Below are 16921 nucleotides of genomic sequence, written 5' to 3'. Positions count from 1 at the left end.
TGGGAGGAAGCTCCAATTCTGGAATTCGGCTTTTCCTTGCAGGAGGAAACATTGTACAAAATTCGTGACTTCGTTAAAATAAAGGATATACAAAAAAACTGGAGGAATTTTTCGTGACTGCCAAGAACAAGACATTTTACCTGACGACTCCCATTTACTATCCGAGCGGAAAATTCCATATCGGGACGGCTTACACGACCGTTGCATCCGACGCTATGGCGCGTTATAAACGCCTGCGCGGCTTCGATGTCCGTTTTTTGACGGGCATGGACGAGCACGGCCAGAAAATCGAAGAAAAAGCCCGCGAAGCCGGCAAAGAACCACAAGTCTTTGTCGATGAGATGGCTGAGGCGGCGAAAAAAGTATGGGAAGTCATGGACATTAGCTATGACGATTTTATCCGTACGACAGAAGCCCGCCATAAGGAAGGGGTGGAGAAAATCTTCCAAACCTTCCTCGACAATGGCGACATCTACAAAGGAGAATACGAAGGCTGGTATTGCACGCCTTGCGAATCCTTCTTCACTGAATCGCAGCTTGAAGATGGCAATTGCCCGGATTGCGGACGCCCGGTGCATAAAGTGAAAGAAGAATCGTATTTCTTCAATATGAAAAAGTACGCAGACCGCTTGCTTGATTATTACGACAAGCATGTCGAATTCATCGAACCGGAATCGCGCAAAAATGAAATGGTCAATAATTTCATTAAGCCGGGCCTTGAAGATTTGTCGGTTTCGCGGACTTCATTCGACTGGGGCATCCCGGTTCCTGGAGATCCGAAGCATGTCATCTATGTATGGGTCGACGCGTTGTCGAATTACATCACGTCACTCGGCTACGGTTCGAATGACGATGCCGATTTCAATAAATACTGGCCGGCGGACGTCCACGTCGTCGGAAAAGACATCGTGCGCTTCCATACGATCTATTGGCCAATCTTCCTGATGGCGCTTGACTTGCCATTGCCGAAGAAAGTCTTCGCACATGGCTTTATCATGATGAAAGACGGCAAAATGTCCAAATCCAAAGGCAATGTTGTCTATCCGGAAATGCTCGTGGAGCGTTATGGGCTGGATGCGGCGCGTTATTTCCTCTTGCGCGAACTGCCATTTGGATCCGACGGCGTGTTCTCGCCAGAATCTTTTGTCGAGCGTACCAATTACGACTTGGCGAACGATCTCGGCAACTTGCTGAACCGCACCGTTTCAATGATCAATAAATATTTTGACGGCACAGTGCCGCAAGTCGACGGTTTCAAGACCGACTTCGACGAGACTTTGCAGACGGTTGCAAAAAACACCGTCGCTATCTACGAAGAACATATGGAAAAGATGCAGTTCAGCCTTGTGCTAAGCGAAGTGTGGACATTGATTTCCCGCACCAATAAATACATCGATGAAACGCAGCCGTGGGTATTGGCGAAAGATGATGGCGACCGCACGCAGCTCGCGTCGGTCATGGCGCATCTCGCGGAAAGCTTGCGCATGACAGCCGTTATGCTGCAGCCGTTCTTGCCAAATGCACCAAAGCAGATCATCGAACAGCTCGGCCTTACTCCAGAATTCCTCGAATGGCAGACATTAGAGTCATTCGGCGCGATTCCTGCAGGTACGACCGTCGTGAAAAAAGGCACGCCGATTTTCCCGCGTCTCGAAGTGGAGCCGGAAGTGGCGTATATCCGCGATCAAATGCGCGGAGGAACCGCTCCGAAAGAAGAGCCTGCCCAAACCGTTCCTGAAAAGCCGGACACCCCTGAGATTACGATTGAGGATTTCATGAAAGTGGATTTGCGCGTAGCGACGGTTACGGCATGCGAACCGGTGAAGAAGACCGATAAGCTGTTGAAGCTGCAAGTGGACATGGGCTATGAAACACGCCAAGTCGTCTCCGGCATCGCTGAGCATTACAAGCCGGCTGAACTTGTCGGCCAAAAAGTCATCATTGTCGCCAACTTGAAACCAGTCAAGCTGCGCGGTGAATTATCGCAAGGCATGATTCTCGCCGGACAGCAAAATGGCTACTTGACCATCGCTTCCGTAGACCAAAAGTTACCGAACGGCACACAAGTTAAGTAAATATTCATGTGACAGCCTGCTCAGTTGAGTAGGCTGTTTTTTTACGTTTAAGGACTTAATGACTATGAAAACAGCTGAAAATGACGAAATGACTTCAAAACATCATGTTTTGTAATCCAAATGTAATATGGCTGTGAAGAAAGAAATGGCCTCAACCCGTACAATGTAACCTATGTGAAGGAGACTGATGAAGATGTATATCGATACCCATGTCCATTTAAACGCCGATCAATACGACGAAGATTTGCAGGAAGTCATTGATCGCGCGCTAAACAGCAAGGTGGAGAAAATGGTCGTCATCGGTTTTGACCGGAAAACGATCAAACGCGCCATTGAATTGGCTGAGCAATATGACTTTATCTATGCCGTCGTCGGCTGGCATCCTGTCGATGCGATCGATTGCACAGATGAAGACCTCGAATGGATCGAACAATTGGCTGCGCACGAAAAAGTGGTCGGCATTGGCGAAACCGGCCTCGATTACCATTGGGATAAATCACCGAGAGATATCCAACAACAAGTATTCCGCAAGCAGATCCAACTCGCGAAACGCGTCAAGTTGCCAATCATCATCCATAACCGGGAAGCGACAGAAGACGTGCTGACGATTTTGCGCGAGGAAGATGCACAAGAAGTCGGCGGTGTTATGCATTGCTTCGGCGGCAGCGTTGAAACGGCGCAAGAGAGCATTAAGATGAATTTCATGATCTCACTCGGCGGACCTGTAACATTCAAAAACGCCAAAAAGCCAAAAGAAGTGGCTGCTGAAATTCCCCTGGAACATTTGATGATCGAAACCGACGCCCCTTATCTCGCACCGCATCCTTACCGCGGCAAGCGCAATGAACCTTCCTACGTGCCACTTGTGGCGGAAGAGATCGCCCGTTTGAAAGAACTGCCGGTCGAAACGGTAGCGGAAGCCACAACTGAAAATGCAAAACGATTCTACAAATTGTCATAAATGCTGGTTAATTAAGAAAACATATGCGTTGACACGAAAGTGGGACGCGCCTATAATCACTCAGGTGTATAAAGGAGGAGTTATTTTTGACAAAAGAGGCAAATAATACCAACAACAATAAATCATTTAAAGGGAAGTCGGTTGCGATCAGCATTGCAACGGTTCTGTTGTTCGCAGCTGTATTGGCTTTCGCAATTTTCGAAGGCACTAAAAATACGGTGACGATTACAGCGAACGGGGAAACCGAAGAAATCCGCACCCACGCTGAAACGGTTGGCGATGTATTGGACGAAAAGGCGATTGAAGTCGGGAAAGACGATTTCCTCAGCCATTCAGCCGATACGAAGATCGAAGGCGATGCCGCGATCGAATGGGATGAAGCTGAACAATACGCAGTAACAGTTGACGGAGAAACCCGTTCAGCGTGGACGACTGAGAACACCGTTGCCGCTATTTTGGAAAAAGCGGAAATTGAAGTAACAAAGCACGACAAAGTTAGTCCTGCATTAGATGAGACTGTCGATGAAGATACAATGATCGACGTAGAGAAAGCGTATGAAGTAACCATCGTGGATGGCGGAAAAGACAAAAAAGTCTGGTCCACTTCGACTACGGTCGCTGACTTTTTAAAACAGCATAGTGTTGAACTAAGCAAACTTGACCGTGTAGAACAGGATATGGATGAACTCGTTCTTCCTAACTCGAAAGTCGAGGTCGTGCGTGTAGAAAAAGTCACCGATGTAGTGGAAGACGCTGTGAAGTATGCAGTGGAAACGAGAAAAGATTCTTCCCTTTTGAAAGGCAGCGAAAAACTTGTCCAAAAAGGGCAGAACGGATTGGTTAAGAAAACTTACGAAGTCGTGAAAGAAAACGGCAAAGAAGTAAAACGTGAATTGAAAAAAGAAAAAGTCGTCAAAGAACCGAAACAGCAGATCTTGGCTGTCGGCACGAAAACAGTCGTAGCGAGCGTTTCGCGCGGCACAGCGAAAAAAGAAACAGTTGCGCCTAAACAAGCATCAGCGAAAAAAGAAGCGGCGCCAGTGAAAAAAGCTTCGGCACCGGCGAAGAAAGCTGCAGCTCCAAAAGTGGTAGCAAAAGCCCCTGCAAAAGCGAAAGCCGCACCACAGCCAGCGAAAAAAGAAGCTGCTTCTGAACCTACAGGCGGCAAGGAATTCTATGTCTCGGCAACAGCTTACACGGCTAGCTGCACAGGCTGCTCTGGCATTACGGCAACGGGCATCAACTTGAAAGCGAACCCGGGCCTTAAAGTGATCGCAGTTGACCCAACCGTCATTCCGCTAGGTTCAAAAGTATGGGTAGAAGGCTACGGCAATGCCATTGCAGGCGATACAGGCGGGGCGATCAAAGGCAACAAGATCGATTTGTTCATGCCGAACCGTTCCGATGCCATCGCATTCGGGCGCAAGCAAGTGAAAGTTAAAATCCTCAACTAATCGAATACGGTATTATATAGAAAGAAAAGCTTTCCCGGAGTGTCGGGAAAGCTTTTTACATGTTTGCCGGAAGCGCGGTAAACTGGATGAGATCTGCAGAAACGAGGGATAGGCCATGAAGATACAAGAAGTGATTGTAGTCGAAGGAAAAGATGATACAGTGGCGATTAAGCGGGCTGTGGGCGCCGATACGATCGAAACGAACGGTTCCGCCATCTCCAGCGAGACTTTGCGGCGCATTATGCATGCCCAGGAGAAGCGGGGCGTCATCGTCTTCACCGATCCCGATTATCCGGGGAGGCGGATTCGTGCTATTATTGAAGAACACGTGCCGCATGCCAAGCACGCCTTTTTGGCGAAAGAAAAAACCATCGCCAAAAACGGAAAAGGGCTCGGCATTGAACATGCCAGTGATGAAGATATCCGCCAGGCGTTAGAGGCGGTCTATACGCCGCTGACAGCAGAGCGGCCGGTGGAGATCACTCTAGAGGATTTGATCGACGCCCGGCTGATTGCCCATCCGTCAGCGAAAGCCCGCAGGACAGAGCTCGGCGAAGCGCTCAACATCGGCTACACGAACGGCAAGCAGCTGCATAAGCGCCTGCATGTGTTCGGCATTACCAAACAGCAGTTTATCGACGCAGTGCAAGCGTTAACCCAGGAGGACAGAACATGACCAAAGATATAGCAACACCGATCCGTACGCAAGAGATCATGGCCAAACACGGCCTGACGTTCAAGAAAAGCCTCGGCCAGAACTTTTTGATCGATCCGAATATTTTACGCAAAATCGTCTCGCAAGCGGGCCTCACAAAAGATTCGGCCGCCATTGAAATCGGCCCGGGCATCGGTGCATTAACCGAACATCTGGCGAGAGACGCAGGGAAAGTATTGGCGTTTGAAATCGACCAGCGATTATTGCCGGTATTGGCGGACACATTGTCGCCCTATGATAACGTCAAAGTGATCCATTCCGATATTTTGAAAGCGGACGTCGAAAGAGCGATCCAAGAAGAATTGGCCGGTTTTGAAGACATCATGGTCGTCGCCAACTTGCCTTATTACGTGACGACGCCGATCATCCTCAAATTATTGCTTGAGAAACTGCCGATTCGCGGAATGGTCGTCATGCTGCAAAAAGAAGTAGCAGAGCGCATCACGGCGAAACCCGGCACGAAAGCATACGGCTCCTTGTCGATCGCCATCCAGTATTATACGGAAGCCGACTACGCCATGACGGTGCCGAAATCGGTATTCATGCCCCAGCCAAATGTCGACTCTGCGGTCATCCGCATGATCAAACGAACGGAACCGATCGTGCAAGTTATTGACGAAGACTTTTTCTTCTTGGTGACACGCGGGTCATTCGTCCAGCGCCGCAAGACGATTCTCAACAACCTGCAAAGCGCCATGCCGAACGGGAAAGCAAAAAAAGACCTCATTCTGCAGGCGCTCGAAGAAGCCGGCATCGACCCAGCTCGGCGTGGCGAAACGCTCAGCATCAAGGAATTCGGGCTGCTTTCCGATAAATTATATCCGCATTTTCATTAAACCGTGAAACTGTAACAGTTTTGGCACAGTTTTTTTCGGAAGTAGAATATTTCGGATAAATAACTGTTGCAATTCCTGAAAAGCATTGGTAAAATTAAAAATTTATTTGACTCCGCGGTCATTTTATGCTAGACTTTAGACTATAGTGAGGTGTAGACAAAATGCCCAAAACTTTGGCGGAGATTAAAAAGTCATTAGACCTGCATTTAGGGAAAAGGTTGCTGTTAAAAGCAAACGGAGGTCGCAAAAAGACGGTAGAACGTGCCGGAATTCTGCGTGAAACCTATCACTCCGTGTTCGTGATTGAATTGGATCAAGATGAACATGCATTTGAACGTGTATCTTATAGCTACGCGGACATCTTAACTGAAGCAGTGGAAATCACTGTCTTTGAAGGAACAGAAGACGCACTAGTCGTTAAATAATTGAACTCTATTTTATACTTACTTTACAACCCGCTTCGGTGATTTCGCCGGAAGCGGGTTTTTTCTATTGTTCCGGTTCTTCGGAAGCCATGCGTCTGTGTTAAAATAGTTTTCATCAGAACAGAAAAGGAGGCAGTGGAATGCTCTATATAAAAGCGCCTGCCAAAATCAATTTGACGCTGGATGTCTTGTATAAGCGTCCGGATAACTACCACGAAATCGAAATGATCATGACCACCGTCGACTTGGCGGACCGGATCGGCCTGCAAGGAACAGCGAAAGGCATACATATCCAGTCAGCGGACCGTTTCGTGCCGAATGACTCGCGCAATCTGGCGTACCAGGCTGCGCAATTGATTAAAGATACATTCAATATCAAGACAGGCGTCATCTGGCGTACCAGGCTGCGCAATTGATTAAAGATACATTCAATATCAAGACAGGCGTCATCATCTCGCTCGATAAGCAAATTCCGGTAGCTGCGGGACTTGCCGGTGGCAGCAGCGACGCAGCGGCCACATTGAAAGGGCTCAACCAGCTATGGCAATTGAATCTGTCGCTCGATGAACTGGCGGAACTTGGCGCGAAAATCGGCTCTGACGTGTCATTTTGCGTATACGGCGGCACAGCGCTTGCGACAGGGCGCGGAGAGGTCATCGAAGAACTGCCGGCGCCTCCGCATTGCTGGGTCATTCTCGCCAAACCGTCACTCGGCGTCTCGACAGCGGATGTTTACGGGGCATTCAATCCAGACAAAGCGGATCATCCGGATACGCAAGCGATGATTGCAGCACTCCGTGAAGGGGATTACGAAGCGATGTGCGCTAATCTCGGCAACGCGCTCGAGAGCGTCACGATGAACCTCCACCCCGAAGTTGGCCAGATCAAAGAGCAAATGATCAAATTCGGTGCCGATGCGGTGCTCATGAGCGGCAGCGGTCCGACCGTTTTCGGCTTGGTCAACCAGGAAGCGCGCATCCCGCGCATCTACAACGGCCTGCGCGGCTTCTGTTCCGAAGTATATGCGGTACGCTTACTTGGCGACCGGGAGCCTCTTGCTTAAATACGTATATTTATGGTAAGTTTTCATTAGAATATTCGTGTTTAGGAGAGGGTAGTAGTGAAATGGAAGCGCAGTGAACGCTTGGTCGACATGACGCATTATCTATTGGAACATCCGCATCAATTGATTCCGTTGACGTATTTTTCGGATCTGTATCAGTCAGCGAAATCTTCGATCAGCGAGGACCTAGGCATCGTCAAGGAAACCTTTGAAGAAAAAGGCATCGGTCTGTTGATGACCGTGCCGGGTGCTTCGGGCGGCGTCAAATATGTACCGAAGATGAAAGATGCCGAGATTCGCCAAGTCATGGACGGATTGATTACGGAATTGAGCCAATCGGACCGGCTATTGCCGGGCGGTTATTTGTATATGACCGATGTGCTCGGCAACCCCCAAATGATGAACCGCGTCGGTAAAGTGTTTGCCAGCGCATTTGCAGGCGAGAAAATCGATGCCATCATGACAGTCGCGACAAAAGGCATCCCAATTGCCCAAGCCATCGCGCGCCACTTGAATGTACCGGTCGTCATCGTTCGCCGCGACAGCAAAGTGACAGAAGGCTCCACGGTCAGCATCAATTACGTCTCGGGTTCCACGCGCCGCATCCAGACGATGGTGTTATCGAAACGCAGCATGAAGAGCGGCCAGCGCGTGCTCATCACCGATGATTTCATGAAAGTCGGGGGCACGATGAACGGCATGAAAAACTTATTGGAAGAATTCGATTGCACATTGGCCGGTGTTGCGGTGCTCGTGGAAGCGGAGCATGCAGACGAACGCCTCGTGGAAAAATATCTCTCCCTCGTCAAATTGGATGAAGTCAGCGAAAAAGACCGGACCATTACGTTGAGAGCCGGAAATTATTTTGAAGGAGCGGATTAATATGAAATACGTAGCGACAGATAAAGCAGCAGCGGCGATCGGGCCGTATTCCCAAGGCGTCATTTCAGGCGATATGTTCTATAGCTCGGGGCAGATCCCGTTGAAAGCAGACGGAGAGCTCGCACAAGGCGGCATTGCGGAACAAACGCATCAAGTGTTCGCCAATCTTCAGGCTGTCTTGGAAGAAGCGGGATCGTCGCTTCAGCATGTCATCAAGACGACGGTGTTCATCAAAGACATGAACGATTTTGCGGAACTGAACTCTATTTATGCTTCTTATTTCGGCGAGCATAAGCCAGCGCGCTCCACAGTCGAAGTGGCACGCCTGCCAAAAGATGTGAAAGTAGAAATTGAAGTCATTGCGAAAGTTGCACAATAAAACCACCTTTTGGGTGGTTTTTGTTTTATTTTCATTTATTAAGTAAATTTTCTAATAAATTCTGTAATTTTTGAAGGAATTTAGTCCTCTCTCCCGAATACAAATAAAAGCGCCAAAAAATTACAGCAAGAGAAGGGGAGATTTGAGAATGGAAGTAACTGATGTAAGATTGCGCCGCGTTCAGACTGACGGACGCATGCGGGCAATCGCTTCAATCACGCTCGACAATGAATTCGTGGTACACGACATCCGTGTCATCGACGGCAATGACGGGTTATTTGTCGCCATGCCGAGCAAGCGGACGCCGGACGGGGAGTTCCGCGACATTGCACATCCGATCAATTCTGGCACCCGCAATAAATTGCAGGAAGCCGTACTTGTTGCCTATGAACAAAGTGAAGAGCAGGCAGTTCTAGAGAATGCTGGCATCTGATACGTCAAAGAACCTTCCACTTCAAGAGAAGGTTCTTTTTTATGGGTAAAATTCCATCGGTAAGAAATCCCTCTCGTACCAGTCTTGCTCAGAAGGTGAAAAAGCGCGCAATTGCGCTCGCTTCGGGCTTTGTCATGGGATTGTCATGTCCTGTAACCTTGAAAATCAAGGGTTTTTCAGCTATAGTCAATAAGGAAACGTGAAAGTGGCATTTTTTTGCCTAGACTAGGTAGCCCTTTCGCCAGACAATCATTTTTCAGTTAATCAATTTAAATACAGGAAACGGAGGGATTCGACCGATGGACCATACATATGCGGTAATTTTGGCGGCCGGGCAAGGCACGCGCATGAAATCGAAATTGTATAAAGTACTCCACCCTGTATGCGGCATGCCGATGGTAGAGCACGTAACGGGGAATATCCACCAGCTTGGCGTCGAGAAAATCGTCACGATCGTCGGGCACGGAGCAGAGAAAGTAAAAGACCAGCTGGGAGACATGAGCGAATATGCACTCCAGGAAGAGCAGCTCGGTACAGCCCATGCCGTGCAGCAAGCAGCGCCGCTGATCGAAGGGAAAGCCGGGACGACAATTGTCGTATGCGGGGATACGCCCTTGATCCGTGCGGAAACGATGCAGTCACTCATCGACCATCATAAAGAAACCGGCGCTAAAGCGACCATCCTGACGGCTATCGCTGAAGACCCGACAGGCTACGGCCGCATTATCCGTGACGCTTCTGAAAGTGTCGAGAAGATCGTCGAGCAAAAAGACGCATCGGCTGATGAGCAAGCCGTGAAAGAAATCAATACCGGAACCTATTGCTTTGATAACGAAGCTTTGTTCGACGCGTTGAAAAACGTTTCGAACGATAATGTACAAGGCGAATATTATTTGCCGGACGTTATCGAGATCCTGCAGAAACAAGGGGAAATCGTGGCGGCCTTTGCGACCGACAGCTTCGAAGAGACGTTGGGCGTCAATGACCGCGTCGCGCTGAGCCAAGCGGAGACTTTCCTTCGCCGCCGCATTGCTGAGCAACACATGCGTGCGGGTGTGTCGATCATCGACCCGGCGACCGCGTATATCAGTGCACAGGCAAAAATCGGGGCTGATACGATCATCCACCCGAATGTCACCATTGAAGGCGATACAGTCATCGGCGAAGATTGCGTCATCACATCGAATACGCGCATCGTCAGCAGCACAATCGGCGATCGCACGGAAATCCGTAGCTCCGAAGTGTATGACAGCACGATCGGTAACGATACCGCTGTCGGGCCATTCGCCCATATCCGCCCGCAATCCGCGCTCGGAAATGAAGTGAAGATCGGCAATTTCGTGGAAGTGAAAAAAGCCGAGCTTGGCACGGGCAGCAAAGTCTCCCATCTGAGCTATATCGGAGATGCGCTTGTCGGCAGCGGCGTCAACATCGGCTGTGGCACGATCACGGTCAATTACGACGGCAAGAACAAGCACCTCACGACCATTGAAGATGATTCGTTCATCGGCTGCAACTCGAATTTGATTGCACCGGTCACGATTGGCAAAGGTTCTTATGTCGCGGCAGGGTCGACTATCTCGAAAGATGTGCCTAGCGACGCCTTGGCGATTGCCAGAGCGCGCCAAGAAAATAAAGAAGGCTACGCAAGCAAACTAAACCGCAAATAATAGGAGGGTTCCCCCCAATGGGCATTCAAAATACTAACTCGAAGTTGAAAATCTTTTCGTTGAACTCGAACAAAGAACTCGCTGAGCAAATCGCTGAGCAAGTGGGCTTGCCGCTTGGCAAAAGCTCGGTAACACATTTTAGCGACGGAGAAATCCAGATTAACATCGAAGAAAGCATCCGTGGCTGCGATGTGTTCATCGTCCAATCGACTTCACAGCCGGTCAACGAAAACTTGATGGAGCTATTGATCATGATCGATGCCGTCAAGCGTGCATCTGCGCGTACCGTAAACGTAGTCATCCCATACTACGGCTATGCACGCCAGGACCGTAAAGCACGTTCGCGCGAGCCGATCACGGCTAAACTCGTCGCCAACCTGCTTGAGACAGCCGGCGCGACGCGTGTTGTCGTCTTGGATCTTCACGCTCCGCAAATCCAAGGGTTCTTTGATATTTTGATTGACCATCTGGTAGCTGTGCCACTCCTATCCGATCATTTCCTGAACGATCCGAACATCGATCTCGAGAACGCGATCATCGTGTCGCCTGACCACGGCGGGGTTACGCGTGCCCGTAAAATGGCGGACCGCTTGAAAGCGCCGATTGCGATCATCGATAAGCGCCGCCCGCGCCCGAACGTTGCCGAAGTCATGAACATCGTCGGGAACGTCGAAGGCAAAACAGCGATCATCATCGATGACATCATCGACACGGCTGGAACGATTTCGATTGCAGCTAGCGCATTGATCGAAAGCGGAGCGAAAGAAGTTTACGCTTGCTGTACGCATCCGGTGCTTTCGGGCCCTGCTGTCCAGCGCATCCAGGACTCCGTCATCAAGGAATTGGTCGTGACCAACTCGATCGCTCTCGCAGACGAGAAGAAAATCGACAAGATCAAACAATTGACGGTTGCACCTCTTCTTGCTGAAACCATCATCCGCGTACACGAACAGAAATCAGTCAGCACTTTATTTGATTGATGGCGCTGGGATATCCCAGAGTCTTCCAGGTTTCAGCTTTATATGAACAGGGTAGTTATAAACCATGCGTTTAATATAACTGGAGGTTGAAATTATATGGCTATCAAAATGACAGCAGCGAAACGAGAAACAGGAAAGCCGCATTCGGCATTAACCGATTTGCGCGGCGAAGGCCACGTGCCTGGCGTCGTATACGGCTACAAAATGGAAACAACACCAATTGCGGTATCCGAAATCGACTTGATCAAAACTTTGCGTGAATCTGGACGTAACGGCGTCATCAGCTTGGAAATCGGCGGCAAGAGCACGAACGTCGTATTGAGCGATTACCAAATGGATTCATTGAAAGGCAGCTTCAAGCACGTCGACTTCTTGGCGATCAATATGTCTGAAGAAATCGATGTTGATGCAACTGTTCACTTGATCGGTGAATCACCAGGCGAAAAAGAAGGCGGCGTCGTCACGCAGCCGAACCGCGAAGTTCACATTCGCGTCAAGCCGAGCGATATTCCGGATTCTGTCGATATCGACATCAGCGAGCTCGCAATCGGTGACTCTGTGTCGGTCAGCGACATCCGCGATAAGTTCAGCTTTGAAATCTTGAACGACGATGACTTCCTGTTGATCTCTGTTACTGCACCACGTACAGAAGAAGAGCTAGAAGAGCTTGAAACAACAGACGAAGGCGAAGAGCCTGAAGTGATCGGCGACAACGAAGAAGAAGCAGCCGGCGAAGAAAAAGAATAATTCCTGCAATGCTCAAACAGGGACTGCCAACCGGCAGTCCCTGTTTTTATTGCATGCGCACGGATTATGGTAAAATAAAAGGCAGTGAAGAAGTAAAAGGAGTTTGCTATGAAAATGATCATCGGCCTGGGGAATCCAGGAAAACCATATGAAGAAACCCGCCACAATATCGGCTTTCACGTAATCGACCGGTTGGCGAAAGAATGGAACGCCCCGCTCACGCAGTCCAAGTTCAAGGGAATGTATTCCGTCGTCCACCGCCCAGAAGGCAAAGTGATGCTCGTTAAGCCGCTGACCTATATGAATCTATCCGGCGAATGTATCGGCCCCTTGATGGATTATTACAATGTCGACATGGAAGACATTGTGGTCATCTACGACGATCTGGATTTGCCGGCAGGACAGCTCCGTTTGCGCCAAAAAGGCAGCGCGGGTGGCCACAACGGCATCAAGTCACTAATCCAGCATCTCGGCACCCAGCAGTTCAACCGCATGCGCATCGGCATCAGCCGCCCGCCTGCAGGAATGAAAGTACCGGATTACGTACTCGCTAAGTTCAATGCTGAAGAAAAGCCGTTGATGCAAGAGGTGGTCGGAAAAAGTGCGGATGCGTGCAATTACTGGCTGTCGAAACCATTTATTGAAGTCATGAACGAATACAACGGTTAATCGCTTTGGCGCATGCGTGCGTCCAAGGCTTTTTCCCGTTTCCTATCGATTTTAAAAGGGTAATATAGCCATCAAACGGCTTAATTTTGGACAGGAAGGAGGAATCTTCATGAAGCACATTTTGCAGACATTTTTAGGGGATTCCCACACTCAATCGTTTATCAAAGAACTGAAAAAAGGCCAGGACCACCAGCTGATCTCGGGCTTATCCGGCAGCGCGCGTCCAATTTTTTATCAGACAGTCCATGAAGAACTCGACAAGCCGCTGCTCGTCGTGACGCCGAATTTGCTGCATGCCCAACGGGTCTATGACGATTTGGTCAGGCTCATGGGGGAGCGGCACGTGCGTTTGTATCCAGCGGAAGAAACGATCGCCGCAGATATTGCATTTTCCGGACCGGAACTGCGTGCCCACCGCATCGACACGCTCGACCATATGAAATCGACCGGCAAAGGCATTTACGTTACGCCGGTTTCGGGCTTGCGCAAATTATTGCCGTCCCCGGCACAATGGGACGGGGCGACTTTGCGCGTTGCGGACGGAGATGAACTCGAGACCGAGAACTGGCTATTGAAGCTTGTTGCAATGGGCTATTCCCGCACGACAATGGTCACTTCACCCGGCGAATTCGCTTTGCGCGGCGGCATCCTTGATGTCTATCCGCTGCATTTCGAGCATCCGGTGCGCATTGAATTATTCGATACGGAAGTCGATTCCATCCGCCTGTTCTCCGCAGAAGACCAGCGCTCGCTTGAGAAAATCGAGTCGCTGTGCATTTTGCCGGCTGTGGAGTTGGTATTGTCAGCAGGACAGAAGCGTGTATTGGCAGACCGAATCGAAGATCAATTGACCGCGAGTTTGAAGAAGCTCAAGGATGACGATACGAAAGAGTTGATGCTGCAATACGTACAGCATGATATCGATACACTCCGGAGCGGCGACGAACCGGAACAGCTGGCGAAGTACGCCGCTTTGGTCGACTCGCAATCCGCTTTTCTTGGCGATTATTTCCCTGAAGACGGCGTCGTGTTTTTCGATGAGCTCGGACGCATCCAAGAGATGACCGAAACGCTGGAGCGCGAAGAAGCGGAGTGGACGGTGTCGCTCCTCGAAGAAGGAAAGTTCCTCCACGATGTGCCATTAGCGTACCCGTTCCGTGACGTGTTGTCGAAACTCAAGCAACCGGCCAATTTCCTGTCGCTCTTTACACGGACTTTCCCGCTCGTCACGATCAAGAAATCGCTTGCCTATTCCTGCAAGCCGATGCAATCGTTCCACGGGCAGATGAATTTACTGCAAGCTGAAATGGAACGCTGGACGCTCGGCAAATTCCGTGTATTTGTCGTGGCAAGCGGCGAAGAACGGCTGCAAAAAGTACGCTCTGTTTTGGAAGATTATGAAATGGAAGCGGAAATCATTACCGAAAAAACCATCGTACAAGACGGCAAAACCTATCTCGTCGACGGTGAATTGTCGGGCGGCTTTGAAATGCCGCTGCAGCGCATGGCCGTCATTACAGATGCGGAATTGTTCAAAAAGCAGCCAAAGAAAAAAACCCGCGCACAAAAATTGACCAATGCCGAACGCATCAAGAGCTATTCGGAGATCAAGCCGGGCGATTATATCGTCCACATCCATCACGGCATCGGCCGGTTTGTCGGCATTGAGACATTGGAAAGCGGCGGTGTCCATAAAGATTATCTTCACATCGTCTATAAAGGTGATGATAAATTATTTGTGCCGGTCGATAAAATCGACCTCGTCCAGAAATACATCGCCTCGGAAGAAAAAGAACCGAAGCTCCATAAAATGGGCGGCGTCGAATGGAAGAAGACACGCACGAAAGTATCGGCGGCCGTACAGGATATCGCTGATGACTTGATCAAGCTGTATGCGGAACGTGAAGCGCTCGAAGGCTTTACGTTCAGCGAAGACCAGGACATGCAGCGCCAATTCGAAACGGAATTCCCTTACGAGGAAACGCCTGACCAACTGCGCTCTATCGATGAAGTGAAAAAAGACATGGAGAGAAAGCGCCCGATGGACCGCTTGATCTGCGGCGATGTCGGCTATGGCAAAACGGAAGTCGCCATTCGCGCAGCATTCAAAGCGGTGCTTGATGGCAAGCAAGTGGCGTTCCTCGTGCCGACCACCATTCTCGCCCAGCAGCATTTCGAAACGATGAGCGAGCGTTTCAAGGATTACCCGATTGAGGTCGGCCTCATGAGCCGCTTCCGCTCGAAAAAACAGCAAACCGAAACGGTCAAAGGCTTGAAGAACGGCTCAGTCGACGTCGTCGTCGGCACGCACCGCATCTTATCGAAAGATGTCGTGTATAAAGATCTTGGCTTGTTGATCATCGATGAAGAGCAGCGTTTTGGGGTGACTCATAAAGAGAAAATCAAACAGCTGAAATCGACGGTGGATGTCTTGACCTTGACGGCGACGCCGATTCCGCGGACTTTGCACATGTCGATGATCGGCGTGCGCGACTTGTCCGTCATCGAGACGCCTCCTGCCAACCGGTTCCCGGTGCAAAGCTATGTCATGGAACATAATGGCGGGCTCGTGCGCGAAGCGATCGAACGCGAGATGGCGCGAGGCGGCCAAGTGTTTTATTTATACAACCGGGTGAGCGATATGACCCGCAAAGTGGACGAGATCCAGCAACTCGTTCCGGAAGCGCGCGTCGGCTATGCCCACGGGCAGATGTCTGAAACCGAACTCGAATCAATCATTCTTGGTTTTCTCGATGGCGAATACGATGTCCTCGTGACGACGACGATCATCGAAACCGGCATCGATATCCCGAACGTCAATACGCTCATCGTCTATGACGCCGACCGCATGGGCTTGTCGCAGCTCTATCAATTGCGCGGGCGCGTCGGGCGCTCGAGCCGTGTGGCGTATGCCTATTTCATGTATCAGCGCGATAAAGTGCTGACGGATGTCGCAGAAAAGCGCTTAATGGCCATTAAGGAATTTACCGAACTCGGCTCGGGCTTTAAAATTGCCATGCGCGATTTGTCGATTCGCGGGGCGGGCAATTTGCTCGGCTCCCAGCAACACGGCTTTATCGACTCGGTCGGTTTCGATTTGTATTCGCAAATGCTCGAAGAAGCGATCGAAGAACGCCGCACGGGCATGAAGAAAGAAGTTGTGCCGGAAGTGGAAATCTCGCTGACGGAAGATGCCTATATTCCGGATAGCTATATTGCCGACGGCTACCAGAAGATCCAAATGTACAAACGCGTCAAAAACATGGAAACTGCAGAAGAAATGATCGACTTGCAGGATGAATTGATCGACCGCTTCGGCGATTTGCCGATCGAAGCCGAGCAATTGCTGCGCATCGCCCGCATGAAAGTCTGGGCACGAGCGGCCGGTGTCGACTCGATCAAGCAGCAAGGCGACCGTGTCACTATCAAATTGAGCGATGCCGGAACAGAAGCGATCGATGGCGGCAAAGTCGTCGAAGCTTCCGGCAGCTATGGCCGCGCAGTCGGCTTCACGATGAACGGCCAGGCACTCGTTTTGAATATAGACGGCAAGAAGACCGGCAAGCATCATCCGTTTGATGTACTCGAAGGCATGATGGAGATTCTGGCTGATTCTGTCCGGGAAGAGGCGT

15 protein-coding genes and 1 pseudogene are annotated in these 16921 nt (G+C 50.1%); all 16 read left to right on the top strand.

The window, feature by feature from the left end; genetic code table 11:
* Window positions 1-113 precede the first annotated feature (113 nt).
* Window positions 114-2075 carry a methionine--tRNA ligase gene (gene metG, locus ON064_RS07235; protein WP_274624241.1) on the top strand — a complete coding sequence of 654 codons (1962 nt, stop codon included), beginning with the start codon at window positions 114-116 and terminating at the stop codon, window positions 2073-2075.
* Between the two features lie 193 nt (window positions 2076-2268).
* Window positions 2269-3036 (top strand): TatD family hydrolase, encoded by a 768-nt coding sequence (locus ON064_RS07230; protein WP_274624240.1) that lies wholly within the window; start codon window positions 2269-2271, stop codon window positions 3034-3036.
* 86 nt (window positions 3037-3122) lie between these two features.
* Window positions 3123-4490 carry a G5 and 3D domain-containing protein gene (locus ON064_RS07225; RefSeq protein WP_274624239.1) on the top strand — a complete coding sequence of 456 codons (1368 nt, stop codon included), beginning with the start codon at window positions 3123-3125 and terminating at the stop codon, window positions 4488-4490.
* 115 nt (window positions 4491-4605) lie between these two features.
* Complete coding sequence (gene rnmV, locus ON064_RS07220) at window positions 4606-5166, top strand: ribonuclease M5 (RefSeq protein ID WP_274624238.1); 561 nt, start codon at window positions 4606-4608, stop codon at window positions 5164-5166.
* Entirely contained in the window at window positions 5163-6041 is an 879-nt protein-coding gene (gene rsmA, locus ON064_RS07215; protein ID WP_121301359.1) for a 16S rRNA (adenine(1518)-N(6)/adenine(1519)-N(6))-dimethyltransferase RsmA, read from the top strand. The genes rnmV and rsmA overlap by 4 nt, the downstream gene beginning before the upstream one ends.
* Before the next feature lie 161 nt (window positions 6042-6202).
* Window positions 6203-6466 (top strand): biofilm formation stimulator Veg, encoded by a 264-nt coding sequence (gene veg, locus ON064_RS07210; protein WP_058382232.1) that lies wholly within the window; start codon window positions 6203-6205, stop codon window positions 6464-6466.
* Between the two features lie 140 nt (window positions 6467-6606).
* A pseudogene (gene ispE / locus ON064_RS07205) lies at window positions 6607-7529 on the top strand (4-(cytidine 5'-diphospho)-2-C-methyl-D-erythritol kinase).
* Between the two features lie 57 nt (window positions 7530-7586).
* On the top strand, window positions 7587-8411 hold the full coding sequence (gene purR / locus ON064_RS07200) for a pur operon repressor (protein ID WP_058382230.1): 825 nt from the start codon (window positions 7587-7589) through the stop codon (window positions 8409-8411).
* A 1-nt stretch (window position 8412) separates the two neighbouring features.
* Window positions 8413-8790, top strand: a complete 378-nt coding sequence (locus ON064_RS07195; RefSeq protein WP_274624237.1) for a RidA family protein — start codon at window positions 8413-8415, stop codon at window positions 8788-8790.
* 148 nt (window positions 8791-8938) lie between these two features.
* Window positions 8939-9223 (top strand): septation regulator SpoVG, encoded by a 285-nt coding sequence (spoVG, locus tag ON064_RS07190; RefSeq protein ID WP_121301361.1) that lies wholly within the window; start codon window positions 8939-8941, stop codon window positions 9221-9223.
* A gap of 41 nt (window positions 9224-9264) precedes the next feature.
* Entirely contained in the window at window positions 9265-9426 is a 162-nt protein-coding gene (locus ON064_RS07185) for a hypothetical protein (RefSeq protein ID WP_274624236.1), read from the top strand.
* A gap of 96 nt (window positions 9427-9522) precedes the next feature.
* The gene (glmU, locus tag ON064_RS07180) at window positions 9523-10893 is read left to right on the top strand and encodes a bifunctional UDP-N-acetylglucosamine diphosphorylase/glucosamine-1-phosphate N-acetyltransferase GlmU (protein WP_274624235.1); all 1371 of its coding nucleotides are present in this window, start codon (window positions 9523-9525) and stop codon (window positions 10891-10893) included.
* Between the two features lie 17 nt (window positions 10894-10910).
* Window positions 10911-11873 (top strand): ribose-phosphate diphosphokinase, encoded by a 963-nt coding sequence (locus tag ON064_RS07175; RefSeq protein WP_058382226.1) that lies wholly within the window; start codon window positions 10911-10913, stop codon window positions 11871-11873.
* 96 nt (window positions 11874-11969) lie between these two features.
* Complete coding sequence (locus ON064_RS07170; RefSeq protein ID WP_058382225.1) at window positions 11970-12620, top strand: 50S ribosomal protein L25/general stress protein Ctc; 651 nt, start codon at window positions 11970-11972, stop codon at window positions 12618-12620.
* 108 nt (window positions 12621-12728) lie between these two features.
* Complete coding sequence (pth, locus tag ON064_RS07165; RefSeq protein ID WP_274624234.1) at window positions 12729-13289, top strand: aminoacyl-tRNA hydrolase; 561 nt, start codon at window positions 12729-12731, stop codon at window positions 13287-13289.
* Between the two features lie 109 nt (window positions 13290-13398).
* Window positions 13399-16921: transcription-repair coupling factor (mfd, locus tag ON064_RS07160; RefSeq protein ID WP_274624233.1), on the top strand; the 3523-nt coding region annotated here is incomplete at its 3' end.

Origin of the sequence: Planococcus sp. A6, from assembly GCF_028823615.1 — a bacterium.
Taxonomy (GTDB): Bacteria; Bacillota; Bacilli; order Bacillales_A; family Planococcaceae; genus Planococcus.
Note: the sequence above shows the minus strand (reverse complement) of the source record. Positions and strands in the feature narration are given on the sequence as shown.